Genomic DNA, 17,451 nt, shown 5'->3' with positions numbered 1-17,451 from the left:
GCGCGCTGGCCGCACGTCGTCGTCAGCGCTGCAGCAGGTCGCCGGTGATCTGGTCCACGTTCTGCTCCTCGTCCCGGCGGATCAGGCGCCGCGCGAAAATCGAGGAGACCAGGGAGATCAGCGCGAGCACCAGCAGCAGCAGGGTGGGCCCGAGCGAGGTGCCGCCGGTCGCCCCCAGGATCCACGCGGCCAGGGCGGGCATGAACCCGGCGACCACGCCTGCAATGTTGGCGCACAGGGCGATGGCCGAGTACCGCACCTTCACCGGGAACAGCTGGGTCAGCACGGTGCCGACCGGGGCGTACGGGATGGAGGCGAAGCCGATGCCCAGGACCATGGCGGCGGTGATCAGCACCGTGCTGCGCGTGTCCACGAGCCAGAAGATGGGGAACGCCAGGACCGCCGCGATGGCGTAGCCCACGACCACCACGATGGAGGGCGAGGTCCGGTCCGCGATCTTGCCCGCGATGGTCATGGTGATGATCTCCGCGACCGCGCCCCACGTGATGGCCGTGAGGATCACCGTGGAGGGCACGCCCAGCTGGCCGGTGGCGTAGCTGATCATGAAGGTGGTGAGCACGAAGAACCCGGCGTTGCCGAAGAGGTACGTGCCGATGCCCAGCAGCAGCCGGCCGGGCACGGTGCGCACGATCTCGACGGCGGGCAGGCCCTCCTTGACCTCGGGCGCGGCGGCGCGGGCGGCCTGGGCGTCCTTGTAGTCGTCGGTCCCGTCCACGCGCAGCCGGATCCACACGCCCACCACGACCAGCAGGATGGAGATCAGGTACGGGATGCGCCAGGCGCCCTCCAGGAACTTCTCCCCGGACAGTCCCACCACGGCGGCCACGATCATGGAGGAGAGGATGGTGCCGGTGGGAGAGCCCAGCTGCACGACGGCTCCGTAGAACCCGCGCTTGTCCTCCGGTGCGTTCTCCACGGCCATCAGGGTGGCCCCGCCCCACTCGCCGCCAGCGGCCATGCCCTGCACGAACCGCAGCGCGGCCAGCAGGACCGGTGCCACGATGCCCGCCGTCTCGTAGGTGGGCAGCACGCCGATCAGGGCGGAGGCCAGGCCCATCACCACGATGGTGACCATGAGGATGGTGCGCCGCCCGAGCCGGTCCCCGAAGTGCCCGGCGAGCAGCGCACCCACGGGGCGGGCGAGGAACCCGATGCCGAACAGCAGGAAGGACTGGATGACCTTCAGCGCCGGGTCCTCCCCGCCGAAGAACAGCGGCGCGAAGACGATCGAGGCGGTGGTGCCGAACAGGAAGAAGTCGTACCACTCCAGGGACGTCCCCACGTAGGCGCCGATCAGGGCGCGGCGGGCCTTGCGGGGGTTGTGCTCGCGGACCGGGGCGGTCTCGGGCGTGGGGGACATGTGGACCTCTGGGTCGGGGACGGCTGGGCGGGCCCGCGTGCTCACGATCATTCGCGAGGTCGCGGCCCTGGTCATGTCACTATGTGACCTGCTCCGCACGCCGTCAACTGGTGCGGGACGGCCCCCGCCTCAGCCCCGCAGCGTGCGCACGAACTCCCACAGGGTCTCGGCGGCCGCCGGGAGGTTGTGCGCGAAGCCCTCGAGGTCCTCGCTCGTGTCCCGGCGGTAGTTCACGCAGAGCTCGTAGCCGTCCGTGTGGGTGGTGTAGGTGACCCCGAAGCCCTCGGGCGTGGTGGGGGCGAATGCGTAGCGCACGATCCGGTCCGAGCTGCCGATGGACGTGGTGGAGAGGAAGTCCCGGCGCAGCGCGGCGAGCGCGGGGAGCTCGAAGAACGGAGACTCCTCACCCAGCGTGGCGGCCACGGTGGCGAGTCCCAGCAGGTGGCGGTCCACACCGTGGGCGCGCTTGCACGCCTTGACCCAGGCGCGGTGGGCGTCCAGAGCGGCGGTGAACTGCTCTGCGGTGGCCGTGCCCTCGTGCAGTGCGCGGACGAACGACACGGCCTGCGGGGTGACGGGGCGCAGGCACTCGGTGCGCCCGGCCTGGTACTCGCGCACATCCACGGCCTCGTAGACGCCGCGGGGCCTGCCGTACGTGGCAACCTGGGCGAGCAGCATGATCAGCTGCTGCGCAGCGTCGTCGCTGATGCGGAAGGGGCGCTCGGCGCGGTGCAGCCGGGGCACGAACACACGGTGCACGCCCAGCAGGGCGGCCTCGCTGCGGTAGGCGGCGGTCGCGGCCACGAGCTCCTCGCGCAGCGGTGCGTCCAGTTCCCAGGTGAGCGCGCGGGGTGCGGGGGTCTCGGCGGGCGGCTCCTCGTCCGGGATCGTGACCTCCTGCAGTGCGCCGACCACCGCGAGGATCGTGGCGCCGTCCACGGTGCTGTGCTCCACGTGCATCGCGAGCCAGTCGTCCTCCAGGCACACCCCGTACGTGATGGGCTTGTACGCCCACGCGTGGCCCACCTCGAACGCGGAGCGCTCCAGGTGCTCCACCACCTCAGCGCGAGCCTCCACCACGTTGACCACGAACAGCATGCGCGTCAGCCGCTCGTAGACCTCCCGGTTGTGCTCCACGCCGGTGAGCCGCTCCAGCAGGGGCGCGGCCACCTCGCCACCCAGGTAGGACAGCGCCCCGAAGGGCAGCTCGGTCTCGCGCGGCTCGTCCCGCTCGACCACGGCGCGCAGGGCCTCGGCCACCGAGCGCAGGGGCAGCGGCTTCAGCTGCGGGGTACCGATGGGCATCGCGTACAGCCTGCCGCGGTGGATCACGCCGATCTCCGGGACCGCGGCGGGGGCCGGCTCCGCCGTGGTTTCCCGGTGCGGTGACGACGACGCCGCCCAGCCCGGTCTGCGGATCTCGTCCCGTTCCGGAAGGGGGTGCCTGATGCCTCCCTCCAGGCACTCCCACTGGGTCATGTCCACGGGGTTGCCGCGCGGATCGACCTCCTGCGGGGTCTCCCGGCGGACCTGCCGCAAGTGCACGGACGCCGCCCGGTACACGAGCTCGGCGGCACGACCCACGCCCGGCGCCCCGAAGTCCCCGGTGATCTGGAAGCCCACGCTCGTGGTCAGGGGCAGGGGCGTGCGGACTGTGAGGTAGCCGTCCAACCACTGGCAGGAGAGCCAGCTGCGCCCCTCGGCGTCCTCGGAGCGGGCGAAGCCCTCGAGGGCGGCCTGCAGCCGCGGGCCCTCCTCAGACCCGAACCGCCGGACCTCGGTACGGGTCGCCGCGAGCGTCTCCGCGTCCACGAGGGGCTCGGCAGCGGTGAGGAAACGCTGAAGCGTCTCGCCCAGGGGCGGCACGGGGAGCGGCTTCACGCTCATGGCGGGGTCCTTTCGGTGGGTGGGGCAGGCCCTGGGGTGGAACTCAGTTCTCGCGCTGGTACCTCTCGATGGCGCTCGCCAGCCGCTCCACGCCCTCGCGGATCACGTCCGGGGCGTGGGTCACGAAGGACAGCCGCATGGTGGAGGTGTCCGGATCGTGCGCGTAGAACGAAGCACCGGGCACGAAGGCCACGCCCTCCTCCACGGCCATCTCCAGCAGCCGGGTGGTGTCGATGCCGTGGCCCAGACGCGCCCACAGGAACATGCCGCCGTCCGGGCGGGTGACCTGGGCACCGTCGGGCAGCACCCGCTCCAGCTCCGCGTACATGGCCCGCGCGCGCTCGGCATAGACGGGACGGACACGCTGGAGGTGCGCCTCGACGTCGGCGGTCTCCAGGTAGCGTGCCACGGCCAGCTGGTCCGGCACCGGGGACTGCAGCCCGATGGCCTGCTTGGCCACGGTGAGCGTGAACTGGATGGCGCCCTCGGAGCGCATCCACCCCACCCGCACGCCCGGGGCGATGATCTTGGACACCGAGTTCAGCAGGATGGTCTGCGCGGACATCCCCGGCAGGGACGCGATGGGCGGCATGGGGTCGCCCGCGTAGGCCAGTTCGCCGTACGGGTCGTCCTCCACGAGCGCCGTTCCCGTGCGCAGCAGCACGTCCGCGACGGCGCGGCGCCGCTCCATGGACATGCAGATGCCGGCGGGGTTCTGGAAGGACGGGATCAGGTACACGAACTTGGGGTGGTGCTCCCCGATCAGCCGCTCGAGCTCGTCCGGCAGCACACCGTGCTCGTCCGTGGGGACACCCACCATGTGCGCGCCGTTGAGGTCGAAGGCCTGCACCGCGGCGAGGTACGTGGGGCGCTCCACCAGGATGGTGTCCCCTGGGTTCACGAGAGCCTGCGCCACCACGAAGAGCCCCTCCTGGGAGCCCGTGGTCACCTGGATCTGCTCCGCGGTGGTGGGCAGGTCACGGCTGATCCGGAGCGCCGCCTGCTCGCGCAGCTCCGGCTCCCCCTCGCTGGAGGCGTACTGCAGGGCACGCTGCGGCTGGTGCTCGAAGACCCACGCGTAGGCCGCCCGGACGTCCTCCACCTCGAAGTAGCCCGGATCCGGGACACCGCCCGCGAAGGAGATCACCCCTTCCTTGGAGACGATCTCCAGCAGGTCCCGCACGGGCGAGGTGTCCACCCCTGCCAGACGGTCGGCAACGCGGAACGAGAAGGTCTCCGAAGTACTCATGCCGCCAGTATCCCACCGGCTCAGGACCCGCTCCCGCAGCGGCCGCGCCGTGTGCTCAGGAGGCCTGCAGGGGGTCCACGCACCACGCCCGCACCAGGGAGAGCACGTGCCGGTCGAAGGAGCGCTGCGCGCCCTCCCCGGCAACCACGGGACGGCGCAGCTTGATGGTCACCCAGCAGCGCCAGGCCCCGGCGCCCCCCGGCTGCCGCGGCGCAGCCGCCGTACCACCCACCACACGGCGACGAGGACCACGCTGACCAGCACCACTCGGGAGAAGATCCCCGCGTACTGCTCGGCGATGTGCCAGTTCTCACCCAGCACGTAGCCGACCAGCACAAAGAAGGTGTTCCAGATCAGCGAGCCGGCCGCACTGAGCAGCACGAAGCTTGCAAAGGGCATCCGCTCGATGCCGGCGGGGATGGAGATCAGGGAACGGAAGATGGGGACCATCCGGCCCAGGAAGACGGTGGCCCTGCCGTGGCGCGCGAACCACTCCTCGGTGCGGTCCAGATCCGCGAGGTCCACCAGGGGCATCTTCGCCACCACGAGGCGCAGGCGACGGCGCCCCACGGCCGCGCCGATCCAGTACAGGGCGGTCGCCCCCACCACCGAACCGAGCGTGGTCCAGAAGATGGCCTCCACCAGGGTGAAGCTGCCGCGGCTCGCGGTGAACCCGGCCAGCGGCAGGATCACCTCGGACGGCAACGGAGGGAAGAGGTTCTCGAGCGCCACCAGAAGACCCGCCCCGGGGGCTCCGATGGACTCCATGACGTCCACCACCCACCCAGAGATCCCGGTCATCGGTGAAGCGCTCTCGGACGGTGTGGCAGCCAGGGTGACAGGCAGGGACATGAAGAAGTTCTCCGCGCGTGGTCGTCAGGGGAGTCAACCACGCTATCCGAGGCGGCTGGGGTTGTACTCCGAGCTCTCCGGGCAGAACCTGGGCAGATCCCGTGGAACCGGGCGCCCTGCGGAACGCGGGAGCAGCACCGGCCTCCCGCAATGCGTTTGAATGGGCGCATGCGTCTGTGGTCCGTACACCCGTCTCTGCTCGACCGTCGCGCCCTCGTAGCCTGCTGGCGGGAGGGTCTGCTCGCGCAGAAGGTGCTGCTGGGGCGGACGAAGGGCTACACGAACCACCCGCAGCTGGAGCGGTTCCGTGCCACGAGCGATCCTGTCGCCTCCGTGGTCACCTACCTGCACGGCATCGCGGACGAGGCGGACCGCCGCGGCTACTCCTTCGACCGCACCCGTCTGGTGGGTCCGCCGGAGCCGGGCGTCTCGCTCACCGTCACGGACGGCCAGCTCGCGTACGAGTCCACCTTCCTGCTGCAGAAGGTCCTCGGGCGGGACCCGGGGTGGGCGGCCACCACCCTTGCCGAGCTCTCACCGGAGGAGGTCCGGCCACACCCCGTGTTCGTGCGCGTCGAGGGTCCCGTGGCCTCGTGGGAGCGCGTCAAGGACTGAGCTTACGATCACCTCGTGCCCTCCCGCGGACGCGGCCGTGCCGATGCTCCCCTACCTGGGACGAGTCACGGTCGCCGCCGCGCTGAACCCGAGGATCGCGCTGTTGAACTGAGCCAGCCTGCCCAACGAAAGGCCACCACTCATGAGCCACCTCTTCCAGACCGTCGACACCCCGGACGGCCCCTTCACCGCCGTCGCCGGACCGAGCGGCGCCGTGATCGCCTCCGGGTGGACGGACTCGGTGACCACGCTGCTCTCGCGGGTGCGGCCGGAGAACCGGCCCGGCGCCGTCGTGCCCGGAACCGTGACGGCGGTGGACGCGGTCCTCGCGTACTACGACGGTGGTCCCCGCAGCGTGACAGACGTTCCCGTGGAGCTGCACGGCACCGACGGCCAGCTCGCCGGGTGGGAGGCGCTGCGCCGGATCGCCCCCGGGCGGCCGTTGACGTACACGGAGTTCGCGGCGCAGCTGGGGAACCCGCGGGCGGTGCGGGCGGCGGCGTCCGTGTGCGCGCGCAATCCCGTGGCGCTGTTCGTGCCGTGCCACCGGGTGCTGCGCGCGGACGGATCACTGGGCGGGTTCGCGTGGGGTGAGGACGTCAAGCAGCGTCTGCTGGACCGCGAGGAGCGGACCACCACGGTGTGAACGGGCTCCCGGGCAGTCGTCCCGGGACGGGATGACAGACTGGACGGGTGGAACGAGAGCGCACGGAGAACGGTATGAGCTGCAGCGTTGTCATCCCAGTGCGCAACGACGTCCGCTACCTCGAGCGCTGCCTGCGGGCCCTCGGGCAGCAGACGTGCCCTCCGAACGAGATCGTGGTGGTGGACAACGGCTCCACGGACGGCCTGGCGCACCTCCTGGACCGCCACCCAGAGGTGCGCAGCGTGGCGGAGCCCGTGCGCGGCGTCGCCATCGCGGCAGCCGCGGGGTACGACGCCGCCCGAGGGGACATCATCCTGCGCTGCGACGCGGACAGTGTGCCGGCCCCCGGGTGGATCGAACGGCACGTGAGCATTCTGGACGCGGCGCAAACGGCACCCCGCGGCTCTTCGGCGCACAGGGGCACCGGACGGCAGCGGGAGACCGTAGCCGTCTCCGGGATCGCCCGTTTCGGCCCCCGCCACCCCGAGCTCGGACGTCTCACCGGCGCGGCCTACATCACGGCATACCGGCTCGTGGCTGGCACTGCCCTCGGCCACTGGGCCCTGTGGGGCTCCAACGTGGCGTTTCGGCGGGAGTGGTGGGAACAGGCGTCACCCCACGTCCACCGGACTCCGCGCGTGCACGACGACTTCGACCTCAGCTTCCGGGTCCAGCCCCACCAGCGTGTGGTCATGGACCCGCACAACGTTGCGGTGGTTTCCTGGCGCGCGGTGGTCTCCCCCGCGCGCATCCGCCGCCAGCTGGGCATGGCCGCCGCCACCGTTCTCACGAACTGGGCGGACGAACGGCCGTGGGTGCGGTGGGAAGGCCGCCTTGCCTGGCGGAGCGGCGGGCATCGGTGACCCGCGGGGCGGCTGGGGCCGGTGAGGCACGGAGGACACGTGGAGGAGTGGGCTGGGCCTCCGTGGGACGGCCGCTCGGGTCGGTCCTGGGGGCCACCACGTGCTTCACCGCGATCCTCGCGGCGGCGTACTACGCGCTGGACACGTGGTGGGTGGACACGGCCGTGCTGATGCTCGCGGGGCTTGGACAGGTGCTCGCGTTCCTGTGGTTCCGGGCGGCGGCGCCGCGGGCCATCTGCTCGCTGGTCCTGCTGGCCGCCGCGCTCAGTGCCGCCGCGCAGCTCTACAGTGCGATCTGGTGGTGGGACATCCTCATGCACTTCGTGACGCTGCACGCCCTGGTGTGGATGGCGTGGAACCGTGCCCTCACGGGGAGCCCTGAGCTGCGGGCACGTGCGCGGTCCCGGCCAGGGGAGGCATTTGCGCTGTGCGCGGTGGTGGGGTTCCTCATCGCGGTCGTGTGGGAGGTCATGGAGCTGCTGGGGTTCCTGTTCGTGACACCGGAGATCCACATTCCGCTGCTGGACACCCTCGGGGACGTGGCCGTGGGCGTGCTCGGTGCGGCGCTGGTGGGCTTCAACCGCGAACCGCGCTGAGTTCCCACCGGCTTCCTGCCGAGCCTCCCCGAGACCGGGGTGCCCGGGGGCAGTGCGGTGGCGGGGCGACGTCGTCGGGCCCGGCATGCGATTCTTGATCCCATGTCGCACGAGAACCCTTCCCAGAAAGCCCCCACCACCGCCGAGGAGTGGGACGAGCGCTACGGCACCGCGAACCTGTGGAGTGGTGAGCCCAACCAGACCCTCACCACGGTGGTTGCGGACCTCGTGCCGGGAACGGTGCTGGACGTCGGGTGCGGCGAGGGCGCCGACGCCGTGTGGCTGGCCCGGCACGGCTGGAGCGTGACCGCGCTGGACCTCTCCCGCGTGGCGGTCGAGCGAGGGCGGGCACGGGCGGACGCCGCCGGGCTGGCGATCACGTGGCTCGTGCAGGGGTTCGGGGAGGCGGAGACCGGGAAGTTCGACCTGGTCTCCGTGCAGTACCCGGCCATCCCGCGCGGCGGTGACGAGCATGTGGAGGAGGCGCTCGAACGGGCCGTGGCGCCGGGAGGAAGGCTGCTGTTCGTGCACCACGACATGGACGAGGCGCCCCACGGGTACGACACGCAGGACTACGTGATGCCGCAGCACCTGCTCGCGCACGTGGCCGGGCGCGGGTGGGAGATCGAACGGGACGAGGTCCGCGAGCGCCATGTGCCGGGCGGGGCCGGTGCGGGGCACAGCCGGGACCGGGTGGTGCTGGCTCGAAAAGTCTGACGCACCGGGCAGGCCGCGCGGGTCCGCGAGCGCCATGTGCCGGGCGGGGGCGCCGGCGGTTCCTCGTTGAACGACGCCGGGCCTGCGGGCCCAGGGCAGCACGCCCCACAGAGCGGTCCCCCACTCAGCGAGGCTCGATCCCCCAAGAACCGAGTCTCGCGTCGAACGCGTCCTCAGCAACGGCGGAGCTCCATTGCCTCGGGCAGAGGGTACCTCCGGTGCAGGCGTGCTGCTGCCTTCCACCGACGACACCGGGACGAGATCCTGGACGCGCCGGGAAAGGCCGCGAGTGAGTTTAGTTGCTCGCTTCTAAGTTGTCCACAATTGAATGCATACGGGTGGCACTTCCTCGTGGTCGGCCAGGGCTCCGGGCGCGTCGGGGAGCCCTGGCCGTTGAACTGGCGGGCGGTTCAGAAGCTGCCGCCCACGCCACCGCCCATTCCACCCGGGCCGCGACCGCCGGGCCCGCCGGGGGCCCCACCGGGACCGCCGCCGGGGCCACCACGACCCGGGCCCCCGAAACCGCCGGATCCGCCGTCGGGACCACCGGGGCCCCTCTCGCGGACGGACCCGCCGCCGCCGAAGAACCCGCCGCGGTGGCCGCCGCGGGAGGAGCCGTAGCCCTGGTCGTCGCCGTAGCCGCTCCCGTACGAGGAGCCGCCGAAGAGTCCACCCAGCCCGCCCGGGCGACGGCCACCACCGAACAGTCGGGAGAGCAGCCCGGGACGCCCGCCCACACCGTCGCCGCCCGTGAGTCCGCTCCACACCGCGGAGCCGACGAACCCGGCCGCCAGCGACGCCAGGACCGTACCGCCCCCGCCGAGCGAGCCCGTGAGGCTGCTCATGCTCCCCGGCTGGCGCATTTCCAGGCGGGTCGCCGAGCGGGCGAGCGACGCGGAGGACGTGTCCGCGGGAGACTCACCGTTCCGAGCGAGCGCGGCAAGAACCTCCTGACGCTCGGTGGGCGTCATCGCCGCGAACGCCTCCTCGTGGGCCTTCTCGATCTGCTCCGGGCTGCTCGTGGACAGCAGGTACCGGTACCGGGCCACGGCGTCCGTGCTCTGGGCGGATCCGTACGCGCTGGTGGTCATGGTCGCACTCTCCTTCGTGGATTCCTTGCGGGCTGTCGGCCCGTGCTTCCACGGTAGGAACGGCAGGTGTGGCCCGTGCTGGCGGCGGCTGTGCGGGGGCTGTGGGGCGTGTGCCGGTGAGGGGTGGCGACAGCGCGGGAGGTGCGCATGCGACGTCGGCAACGGGTCAACCCGTCCCGGGAACCCGCCCAGAGAGGGGCAGCGACCCCGGGACGAAGAACGTCGCAGGGGCCGCCGCATGCCTGTCCGTGGGGGCTGGGCCTGATAAGGGCTACAGACCCTCGCCCGAGGGGGAGACCAGGATCTTGACCGCGGTCTCGGTGCGGTTGATGAGAGTGTCGAAGCCCTCCTCGACCAGGCCCTCCAGGCCAATCTTGCCGGTGATGAACGGCTTGAGGTCGATCTTGCCGGACTCCACGAGCGCGATGGTCGCGGGGTGCGAGTTCACGTAGGCGATCGTGCCCCGCAGGTCGATCTCCTTCATGACCAGCTTGTGCATGTCGAAGTCCGCACGCTTGCCCCAGATGGAGACGACCACAAGTACCCCTGTGGGACGCAGTGCATCCATGAGGGTATCGAGGACCACCTGGACGCTCGTGCACTCGAAGGCGACGTCCGCGCCCTTGCCGTTGGTGAGCTTGCGGACCTCCTCAGCCACGTCCGTCTCCCGGGGGTCCAGTGCGTAGTCGGCGACACCGGCCTCGACGGCCTTCTCGCGGCGCAGGGTGCTCAGTTCGGACATCACCACGGTGACGCCCAGGGCCTTGAGGACGGCGGCCGTCAGCAGACCGATGGGGCCGGCACCACCCACGAGGGCGACGTCACCGGCCTTCGCGCCGGAGCGCTCGACCGCGTGGTAACCCACCGACAGCGGCTCGATCAGAGCAGCCTCGTCCAGGGGGATCTCATTGGAGATCGGGTGCACCCAGCGGCGCTTCACGGAGATCTTCTCCCCCAGACCGCCGCCGCCACCGGCCAGGCCGATGAAGTTCATGTTCTCCGAGAGGTGGTAGTCCCTGCTGTCCGGACCGGTGTCCACACCCTCACCGATGATGTAGGGCTCGACGACGACGTGCTGGCCGACCTCCACGTCGTCCACACCGTCGCCAACGGCGTACACGACGCCCGAGAACTCGTGTCCCAACGTGACCGGGGACGTCTCGCCCGAGATGGGGTGCGGGGTGTCCGGCGTGGGGCAGAAGATGGGACCCTCGAGGTACTCGTGCAGGTCCGTGCCGCAGATGCCGCACCAGGCCACATCGATTCCCACCATGCCGGGTCCGACCTCTGGCTCGGGCAGGTCGTCGATGCGAATGTCCTTGCGTCCGTAGTAGCGTGCCGCTCTCATGAAGGGCTCCTCCCATAGGCGGACGCGGACGTCCCGCGCCCTGCCCCCAATTTTATGCTTTTGCGGCGCCGATCATGCGGTCGAAACTTCAGGACATCTGTTGTGGGAGGTAGTCACGCCAGAAAGCATCATCCGCCCAGCCCTCGAACATTCCCCTGGGCCTCAGCGCAACGGCCGGCGTCTGGTCCAGACGTTCGACCAGTCATTACACCCAGCTGCTTCGAGGAGACACCGTGTCGAGAACGGATACAGAGACGCTAGGACCGGGTAGAGACGCTTCCGCCGATGCGCCTCCTCCTCCAGGACGCTTCTTTCGTCCAGCCAGGCTATGGAACGGCCGGCGGGAATGGCGGGGTACACTCCCAGGCCAACATTTCAGAGACGACCGTGGTGAGCACAGACATTCAGCACTCGAACATATGTTTTCAGCCAGGACGACATCACGGACTCATTGAGCCCCAACCACCTGGCGACCGGTGCTCTGCGCCGCCGCACTCACTACCCTTGGCCCCATGACCTCCTCCCCCACCCACCGCTTCACCGGCCACATCGCCGGCGTCGGAACCGAAGGCGGCACGCGCCTTGTCCTGGGCTGCTGGTCGAGCACCCCGCACGGGCCGTTCGCTGACGTGATGGTCGCGCACCCGGACGGCCGCCGTGAGCTGCTCGCCCCGGACCCGTGGGTCGCCGAGTTCGTCTCCGCCACCTACACGTTCGACGCCGTCACCCGCGTGCCCGTGAGCGTGACCCGCACCGGGTTCTCCCGTGGCTCGCGCTGGACGGTCACCGCCGGGCCCCTCGCCTGGCAGTTCAGCGTGGGCCCGCGAGCACCGCTGGGGTACCTCCTGCAGGTGGTGCCGCGCCCGCTCGGCGCGTCGCTCGGTTTCGCCCGCCTCACGGATCCGGTGGCGCGCCGCGTCATGCCCGGCGTGCGCACGCTGGGCACCGCGGGCGGCGGCCGCACCGAGTGGTACTCCGCGCACGACCTCCACACCATCACGTTCTCGCATGCCACGTGGGGCGGCCACGATCTGGGCCCCCTCACGGACATGACCCCCGCCCCGGACTTCGGCTTCAGCTCCACCCCGCGCCGCCCGAGCCTCACCGCCCTGACAAGTTCCGTCCGCCTGCCGGACGACGCCGCTCACGCGCCCTCCGCACAGCAGCTCACCTCGGGCGCACCCACGTGACGATCCGGCTGTGGACCACCAGCCCGGCAATCGCCAGCGCGAGCCACTGAACGGACTGAGCCATCGTTTCTCCTGGGGTGGCGGGCTCAGCGCCGGGCCACCCGCGCCTCCAACCCGGTCTTCACCGAGGGCCACTCGTGGGCGAGGACCGAGTACACCACGGTGTCCCGCAGCACCCCGTTGCGCTCCAACCGGTCCGCGCGCAGCACACCGTCCAGGCGCGCGCCAAGGCGTTCGATGGCGGTGCGCGACTGCTGGTTGGCCCAGCTGGTCTCGTAGCGCACGCACTGGCAGCCGAGCTCCTCGAACGCGTGGGTCATCAGCAGCAGCTTGGACTCCGCGTTGGTGCCCGTTCCGTGGGTGGAGGCCCGGTTCCACGTGTGGCCCACGCTCACGCGCGGCACTGCCCACTGGGGGTCGTAGAACGTGGTCATCCCCAGCACGGCGCCGTCCGCCTGCCGCACGGTCACGAAGGGCAGCATGAATCCCTCGTCCTGCCACGTGAGCCGCTGCTCCACGGCCGCCGCCATCCCGTCCGGGTCCGCGACGCTCGTGTACCAGCGCTCCCACATGCGCCCGTCCTCGGTGGCCCCGATCAGCCCGTCCAGGTGCTCGCGGCTGAGGGGTTCCAGGCGGACCAGCCGCCCGCGCAGTGTCACCGGTGTCCACGTCATGGGATCACTGTCTCACGACGACGCCGCGCGGTCCGCGCGCGCAGCCCGTGACAGGTTCACAACCGGGCATGACGGCGACTGCCTCCCTACAGGTGTATGCCCACCCCCAAGGGTGCTGACAGTATGGGAGCACCAGGTCGCACTCCATGTCCGCGGCGTGCGTCAGCTTCGTAGGAGGATCGTCATGTCCGCACACGAGAACCAGTCACCCCAGGTCCCGGGAGTTCCCGGCACCAGCGAGCCGACCGTCGAAGAGCCCACCGCAGCACACCCGCCGCTGCCACCCAAGCCGGATCAGGGCTCGCCCGAGCGTGTCACCCCCACGGGTGCCACCACGGACGTCCCGGCCACGAGCATGGCCCAGCAGGGTGACTACCTGACCACCGCCCACGGCACGCGGCTGACCACCTCGGACCTGACACTGAAGGCCGGTGCCCGCGGGCCCGTCCTGCTGCAGGACCACCACTTCCGCGAGAAGATCTCCCACTTCGACCACGAGCGCATCCCGGAGCGCGTGGTGCACGCCCGCGGCGCGGGTGCCCACGGCACGTTCCGCGGCTACGGCTCGGCCACCAAGCTCAGCCGCGCGGGCCTGTTCGCCAAGGACAAGGAAACCTCCGTGTTCGTGCGCTTCTCCACCGTGCTGGGCTCCCGCGGCTCGGGCGATCTGGCCCGTGACACCCGCGGCTTCGCCACCAAGTTCTACACGGACGAGGGCACCTGGGACCTGGTGGGCAACAACATGCCGGTGTTCTTCATCCAGGACGCCATCAAGTTCCCGGACGTCATCCACGCCGGGAAACCCCACCCGGACCGCGAGATCCCCCAGGCGCAATCCGCGCACGACACCTTCTGGGACTTCGTGTCCCTGCACACCGAAGCACAGCACCACGCCATCTGGAACATGTCTGACCGCGGCATCCCGCGCTCCTTCCGCACCATGGAGGGCTTCGGCGTCCACACCTTCCGCCTGGTGGCAGCGGACGGGAGCACCGTGCTGGTGAAGTTCCACTGGAAGCCGCACCTGGGTGTGCACTCGGTGGCGTGGGAAGAGGCCCAGCTGATCAACGGCGCAGATCCGGACTTCCACCGCCGTGACCTGGCGGACGCCATCGAGGCCGGGGCGTTCCCGCAGTGGGAGCTGGGCGTGCAGGTCTTCGAGGACAACGAGGAGCAGAGCTTCCAGGGCATCGACCTGCTCGATCCCACCAAGCTCGTGCCGGAAGAGCTGGTTCCCGTGCAACCCGTGGGTCTCATGACCCTGGACAGGAACCCCTCCAACTACTTCGCGGAGACGGAGCAGGTGGCGTTCAACCCGAACAACCTGGTCCCGGGCATCGACGTGACCAACGATCCTCTGCTGCAGGGTCGGCTCTTCTCCTACTTGGACACCCAGATCACCCGCCTGGGCGGTCCCAACTGGAACCAGCTGCCCATCAACCGTCCGCACGCCCCGGTCAACGACATGCTGCGGGACGGCTATCACCAGAGCGCCGTGCACTCCGGTGTGGCCCCCTACCGCCCCAACTCGCTGGACGGCGGCAATCCGTTCGAGACGCCCGAGGGCGAGCACGCGTTCATCGACTACCCGGCCCCCGTGGCGGAGTCCGTGAAGGAACGCGCCCGGCCACAGTCCTTCGACGACCACTTCTCCCAGGCGCGCATGTTCTGGCTCTCCCTGAGCGAGGTGGAGCGTGAGCACACCGCGCAGGCGTACGCGTTCGAGCTCGGCAAGTGCTGGGACGAGACCATCCGGGTGCGTCAGCTGCGGCACCTCTTCGCGATCGATCCCGCGCTCGGCCACGCGGTGGCGCAGGCGCTGGGTCTGCCGGACCAGGAGCCCACCGTGGCTCCCGCCCAGGACGTGGACCCCTCACCGGCGCTGTCCCAGGTGGGTGGCACGTGGCCCGTGGCCGGGCGCCAGGTGGGTATCCTCGTGGGCCCGGATACGGACGCCACCCAGCTGACCGAGCTGGTCTCGGGCATCGACGCCGCGGGCATGGTCCCGCTGGTGATCGCACCCCAGGGCGGGGAGGTGACCCCCGGCGTCGTCGCCCACCGGACGCTGCTCACGGCGCGTTCCATCGAGTTCGACGCCGCCGTGGTCACCACCGCGGGTGCCCCCGCGCACCAGGTGGCTGCGGGCCTGGACGCGAAGGCCGGTGCCCCCAGCCCGGGCGACATCGACCCCCGCGTGAGCCTGCTGCTCAACGAGATGTGGCGCCACGCCAAGGCGATCGCCGCGTTCGGCCCCGGCACAGACGTGCTGGACGCCCTGCAGATCGCCCAGACGCCCGGCGTCGTGAGCGCGGACTCCGCCAAGGACGTACTGAGCACCGTGTTGGAACTGCTCGGCAGCCACCGGGTCTGGGAACGTTTCCCGACCACGGGTATGTTGGCCTAATGAATAGGAAGTAGTCGTACTATTTCCGCCGATTGCCCGCGGACCGCACCACCGCGGTCCGCGGGCAATCCCCGTCTTCAGAGGCACCCCGCCCGCGCCGAGCACCCATCTTCCCGAGCGGAGAACACCATCATGACGACCGCCCCCACCCGAACCGTGGCCCCGACCGCTCGCGGACCCGTGAGCACGGCCCTCCTGGAGATCCTGACCGGCCCGGAGGAGACCCCGGCGAGCGGGTACGCGGCAATGTCCGAGGCTGCGGCCACCGCGGTTGACGCGTCGCAGGACGTCCTCGCGGACGAGGACCTGCAGCTGGCCCTGTTCCTGCTCTACCTGTTGCACTACGGGCCCGCGGAATTCGTGACCGCGGACCGCGAGTGGGATCCCGAGCTGCTGCGCGTGCGCACAGTGCTCGAGGCCGGTTTCGAGGCCGAGCTGCGCCGTCGCGTGCCCCTGCCCGATCCCCTGCCCGGTGACTCCGCGCAGCTCGTGGACACGATGTTCGCCATGACCGGCGGGGACGCCAAACCCACCCTGGCCACGTGGCTCGCCCGGCACCCGAGCGAGGAGATCCTGAGCGAGTTCCTGGTCCACCGCTCCATCTACACGCTGCGCGAGGCGGACCCCCACGCGTGGGGCATCGCCCGGTTGCGGGGCCGCGCGAAGGCAGCGCTCGTGGAGATCCAGTCGGACGAGTACGGCGGGGGCCGTCCCGAGCGCGTGCACGCCACGATCTTCGCGCAGACCATGCGAGGTTTCGGCCTGGACGACACCCCGGACCACTACCTGGACCTCGTGCCCGCCCCCACGCTCGCGTCCATGAACCTCATGAGCCTGTTCGGACTGCACCGCCGGTTGCGCGGGGCCATCGCGGGTCACCTCGCGGCGTTCGAGATGACGTCCTCGATCCCCAACAAGTACTACGGACGGGCGTTCCGCAAGCTCGGCTACGACGCGGACGTCACCTGGTACTACGACGAGCACGTGGAGGCCGACGCCGTTCACGAACAGATCGCCGCGCGTGACCTCGCCGGGGCGCTCGCCCAGGACGAGCCCGAGCTGCTCGAGGACGTCCTGTTCGGCGCGGCCGCGTGCCTGTACGTGGACGGGCTCATGGGTGATCACATGCTCGAGTGCTGGTCTGACGGGAGGACCTCCCTGCGCGGGAGCATGCCGGGACTGCAGACCGTGGGTTCCGAGGCCCCGGCCGAAGAGCGGGTGGCCCTGTGAGCGAGCAGGATCCCCGCACCACGGACGACGGGAGCCCCGTCCTCTCGGTGGCGCACGACGCCGAGGATCCCGTGGTGATCACCCCGTGCCCGGACGGACCGCTCTTGGTGCGCGGTGACGTGCTGATCGCCCCGGAACCGGGGGCCGAGCCGCAGAAGCCGCCGCGGCGCGTCGTCGCCCTGTGCCGGTGCAACATGTCGTCGATCGCGCCGTTCTGCGACGGTTCGCACAAGCTCGCGAACTTCCGCACCCGCCCGCCGCGGTACAACATCGGCAACCCCCGCGAGGATCCCGGCGAGGAGGACTGAGCCGGACACCAGAGACCTGAATACGCGATCGGCCCGTGGCACATGCCACGGGCCGATCGCGTAGTGGTTCAGGTCAGTTCTCGGTGGCGGGCTCGTCGCCCTTGTTGTCCGTCATGGCGCCCACGCCCTCGTCGGCGGGTTCGGCGTCCTCCTGGGTCTCCCGGCCCAGGGCCGCACTCTCTTCCTGGGGGCTCATCTTGATGGATTCCTCGCCCGCGTTGGCGGGATTCTTCTCTGCCACGTGCTGTCCTTTCCTCGGACGTCTCGGTCGGCGGAATCGCTGACCCTCCCATCCTCGTCAGCGTACTGACGGCTGACAAGGGGAGACGTCCCCCGGCCGATGTCAAGCGGATGTCATCGCACTACACGTTGTGACGCACGGCGCAACATTCCTTAGGTG

General features: G+C 70.5%; 17 protein-coding genes. 9 read left to right on the top strand and 8 right to left on the bottom strand.

Translation table 11 applies throughout. The features are described 5' to 3' along the window. Positions 1–22: 22 nt before the first annotated feature. The 4 genes from B3G12_RS01940 to B3G12_RS01925 form a co-directional block, all read right to left on the bottom strand. On the bottom strand, positions 23–1,381 hold the full coding sequence (locus B3G12_RS01940) for an MFS transporter (protein ID WP_290498799.1): 1,359 nt from the start codon (positions 1,379–1,381) through the stop codon (positions 23–25). A gap of 129 nt (positions 1,382–1,510) precedes the next feature. Further along, entirely contained in the window at positions 1,511–3,268 is a 1,758-nt protein-coding gene (locus B3G12_RS01935; protein WP_290498797.1) for a choline/carnitine O-acyltransferase, read from the bottom strand. Between the two features lie 43 nt (positions 3,269–3,311). After that, positions 3,312–4,517 (bottom strand): PLP-dependent aminotransferase family protein, encoded by a 1,206-nt coding sequence (locus B3G12_RS01930; protein WP_290498796.1) that lies wholly within the window; start codon positions 4,515–4,517, stop codon positions 3,312–3,314. A gap of 168 nt (positions 4,518–4,685) precedes the next feature. Beyond that, positions 4,686–5,369, bottom strand: a complete 684-nt coding sequence (locus B3G12_RS01925) for a DedA family protein (protein ID WP_144943016.1) — start codon at positions 5,367–5,369, stop codon at positions 4,686–4,688. A gap of 168 nt (positions 5,370–5,537) precedes the next feature. Between B3G12_RS01925 and B3G12_RS01920 the strand changes: the two genes are divergently transcribed. The 5 genes from B3G12_RS01920 (at position 5,538) to B3G12_RS01900 (ending at position 8,806) form a co-directional block, all read left to right on the top strand. Further along, on the top strand, positions 5,538–5,984 hold the full coding sequence (locus tag B3G12_RS01920; protein WP_094393306.1) for a pyrimidine dimer DNA glycosylase/endonuclease V: 447 nt from the start codon (positions 5,538–5,540) through the stop codon (positions 5,982–5,984). Positions 5,985–6,126: 142 nt separating this feature from the next. After that, complete coding sequence (locus tag B3G12_RS01915) at positions 6,127–6,630, top strand: methylated-DNA--[protein]-cysteine S-methyltransferase (RefSeq protein WP_145011364.1); 504 nt, start codon at positions 6,127–6,129, stop codon at positions 6,628–6,630. 74 nt (positions 6,631–6,704) lie between these two features. Then, entirely contained in the window at positions 6,705–7,493 is a 789-nt protein-coding gene (locus tag B3G12_RS01910; RefSeq protein WP_145011368.1) for a glycosyltransferase, read from the top strand. 62 nt (positions 7,494–7,555) lie between these two features. Beyond that, on the top strand, positions 7,556–8,089 hold the full coding sequence (locus B3G12_RS01905; RefSeq protein ID WP_244944859.1) for a hypothetical protein: 534 nt from the start codon (positions 7,556–7,558) through the stop codon (positions 8,087–8,089). A 102-nt stretch (positions 8,090–8,191) separates the two neighbouring features. Then, a complete protein-coding gene (locus tag B3G12_RS01900) occupies positions 8,192–8,806 on the top strand; it encodes a class I SAM-dependent methyltransferase (RefSeq protein WP_290498794.1) in 615 nt (204 codons plus the stop codon). Between the two features lie 410 nt (positions 8,807–9,216). Here the strand turns inward: B3G12_RS01900 and B3G12_RS01895 are convergent, their stop codons facing one another. Then, a complete protein-coding gene (locus B3G12_RS01895) occupies positions 9,217–9,897 on the bottom strand; it encodes a hypothetical protein (RefSeq protein ID WP_094393302.1) in 681 nt (226 codons plus the stop codon). Positions 9,898–10,168: 271 nt separating this feature from the next. Further along, positions 10,169–11,245: a 2,3-butanediol dehydrogenase gene (locus B3G12_RS01890; RefSeq protein WP_055085784.1), complete on the bottom strand. Its 1,077-nt coding sequence runs from the start codon at positions 11,243–11,245 to the stop codon at positions 10,169–10,171. Between the two features lie 512 nt (positions 11,246–11,757). Here B3G12_RS01890 and B3G12_RS01885 point away from each other — a divergent pair. After that, entirely contained in the window at positions 11,758–12,435 is a 678-nt protein-coding gene (locus B3G12_RS01885) for a hypothetical protein (RefSeq protein ID WP_290498791.1), read from the top strand. 86 nt (positions 12,436–12,521) lie between these two features. On the opposite strand, the gene B3G12_RS01880 is transcribed toward B3G12_RS01885, so the two are convergent. Then, positions 12,522–13,109 carry a GNAT family N-acetyltransferase gene (locus B3G12_RS01880; protein ID WP_144943022.1) on the bottom strand — a complete coding sequence of 196 codons (588 nt, stop codon included), beginning with the start codon at positions 13,107–13,109 and terminating at the stop codon, positions 12,522–12,524. A 184-nt stretch (positions 13,110–13,293) separates the two neighbouring features. Here B3G12_RS01880 and B3G12_RS01875 point away from each other — a divergent pair, with 184 nt between their 5' ends. The 3 genes from B3G12_RS01875 (at position 13,294) to B3G12_RS01865 (ending at position 17,051) form a co-directional block, all read left to right on the top strand. Continuing rightward, positions 13,294–15,513 (top strand): catalase, encoded by a 2,220-nt coding sequence (locus B3G12_RS01875; RefSeq protein ID WP_290498790.1) that lies wholly within the window; start codon positions 13,294–13,296, stop codon positions 15,511–15,513. Positions 15,514–15,645: 132 nt separating this feature from the next. Then, complete coding sequence (locus tag B3G12_RS01870; protein ID WP_145011402.1) at positions 15,646–16,743, top strand: iron-containing redox enzyme family protein; 1,098 nt, start codon at positions 15,646–15,648, stop codon at positions 16,741–16,743. Beyond that, positions 16,740–17,051, top strand: coding sequence for a CDGSH iron-sulfur domain-containing protein (locus B3G12_RS01865; RefSeq protein ID WP_307723023.1), 312 nt, complete (start codon positions 16,740–16,742; stop codon positions 17,049–17,051). The genes B3G12_RS01870 and B3G12_RS01865 overlap by 4 nt, the downstream gene beginning before the upstream one ends. Positions 17,052–17,124: 73 nt before the next feature. Here the strand turns inward: B3G12_RS01865 and B3G12_RS01860 are convergent, their stop codons facing one another. After that, positions 17,125–17,292 (bottom strand): hypothetical protein, encoded by a 168-nt coding sequence (locus B3G12_RS01860; protein WP_170221141.1) that lies wholly within the window; start codon positions 17,290–17,292, stop codon positions 17,125–17,127. Positions 17,293–17,451 lie beyond the last annotated feature (159 nt).

This window comes from Kocuria sp. UBA5001, from assembly GCF_002398425.1.
Classification (GTDB): domain Bacteria; phylum Actinomycetota; class Actinomycetes; order Actinomycetales; family Micrococcaceae; genus Kocuria; species Kocuria salsicia.
Note: the sequence above shows the minus strand (reverse complement) of the source record. Positions and strands in the feature narration are given on the sequence as shown.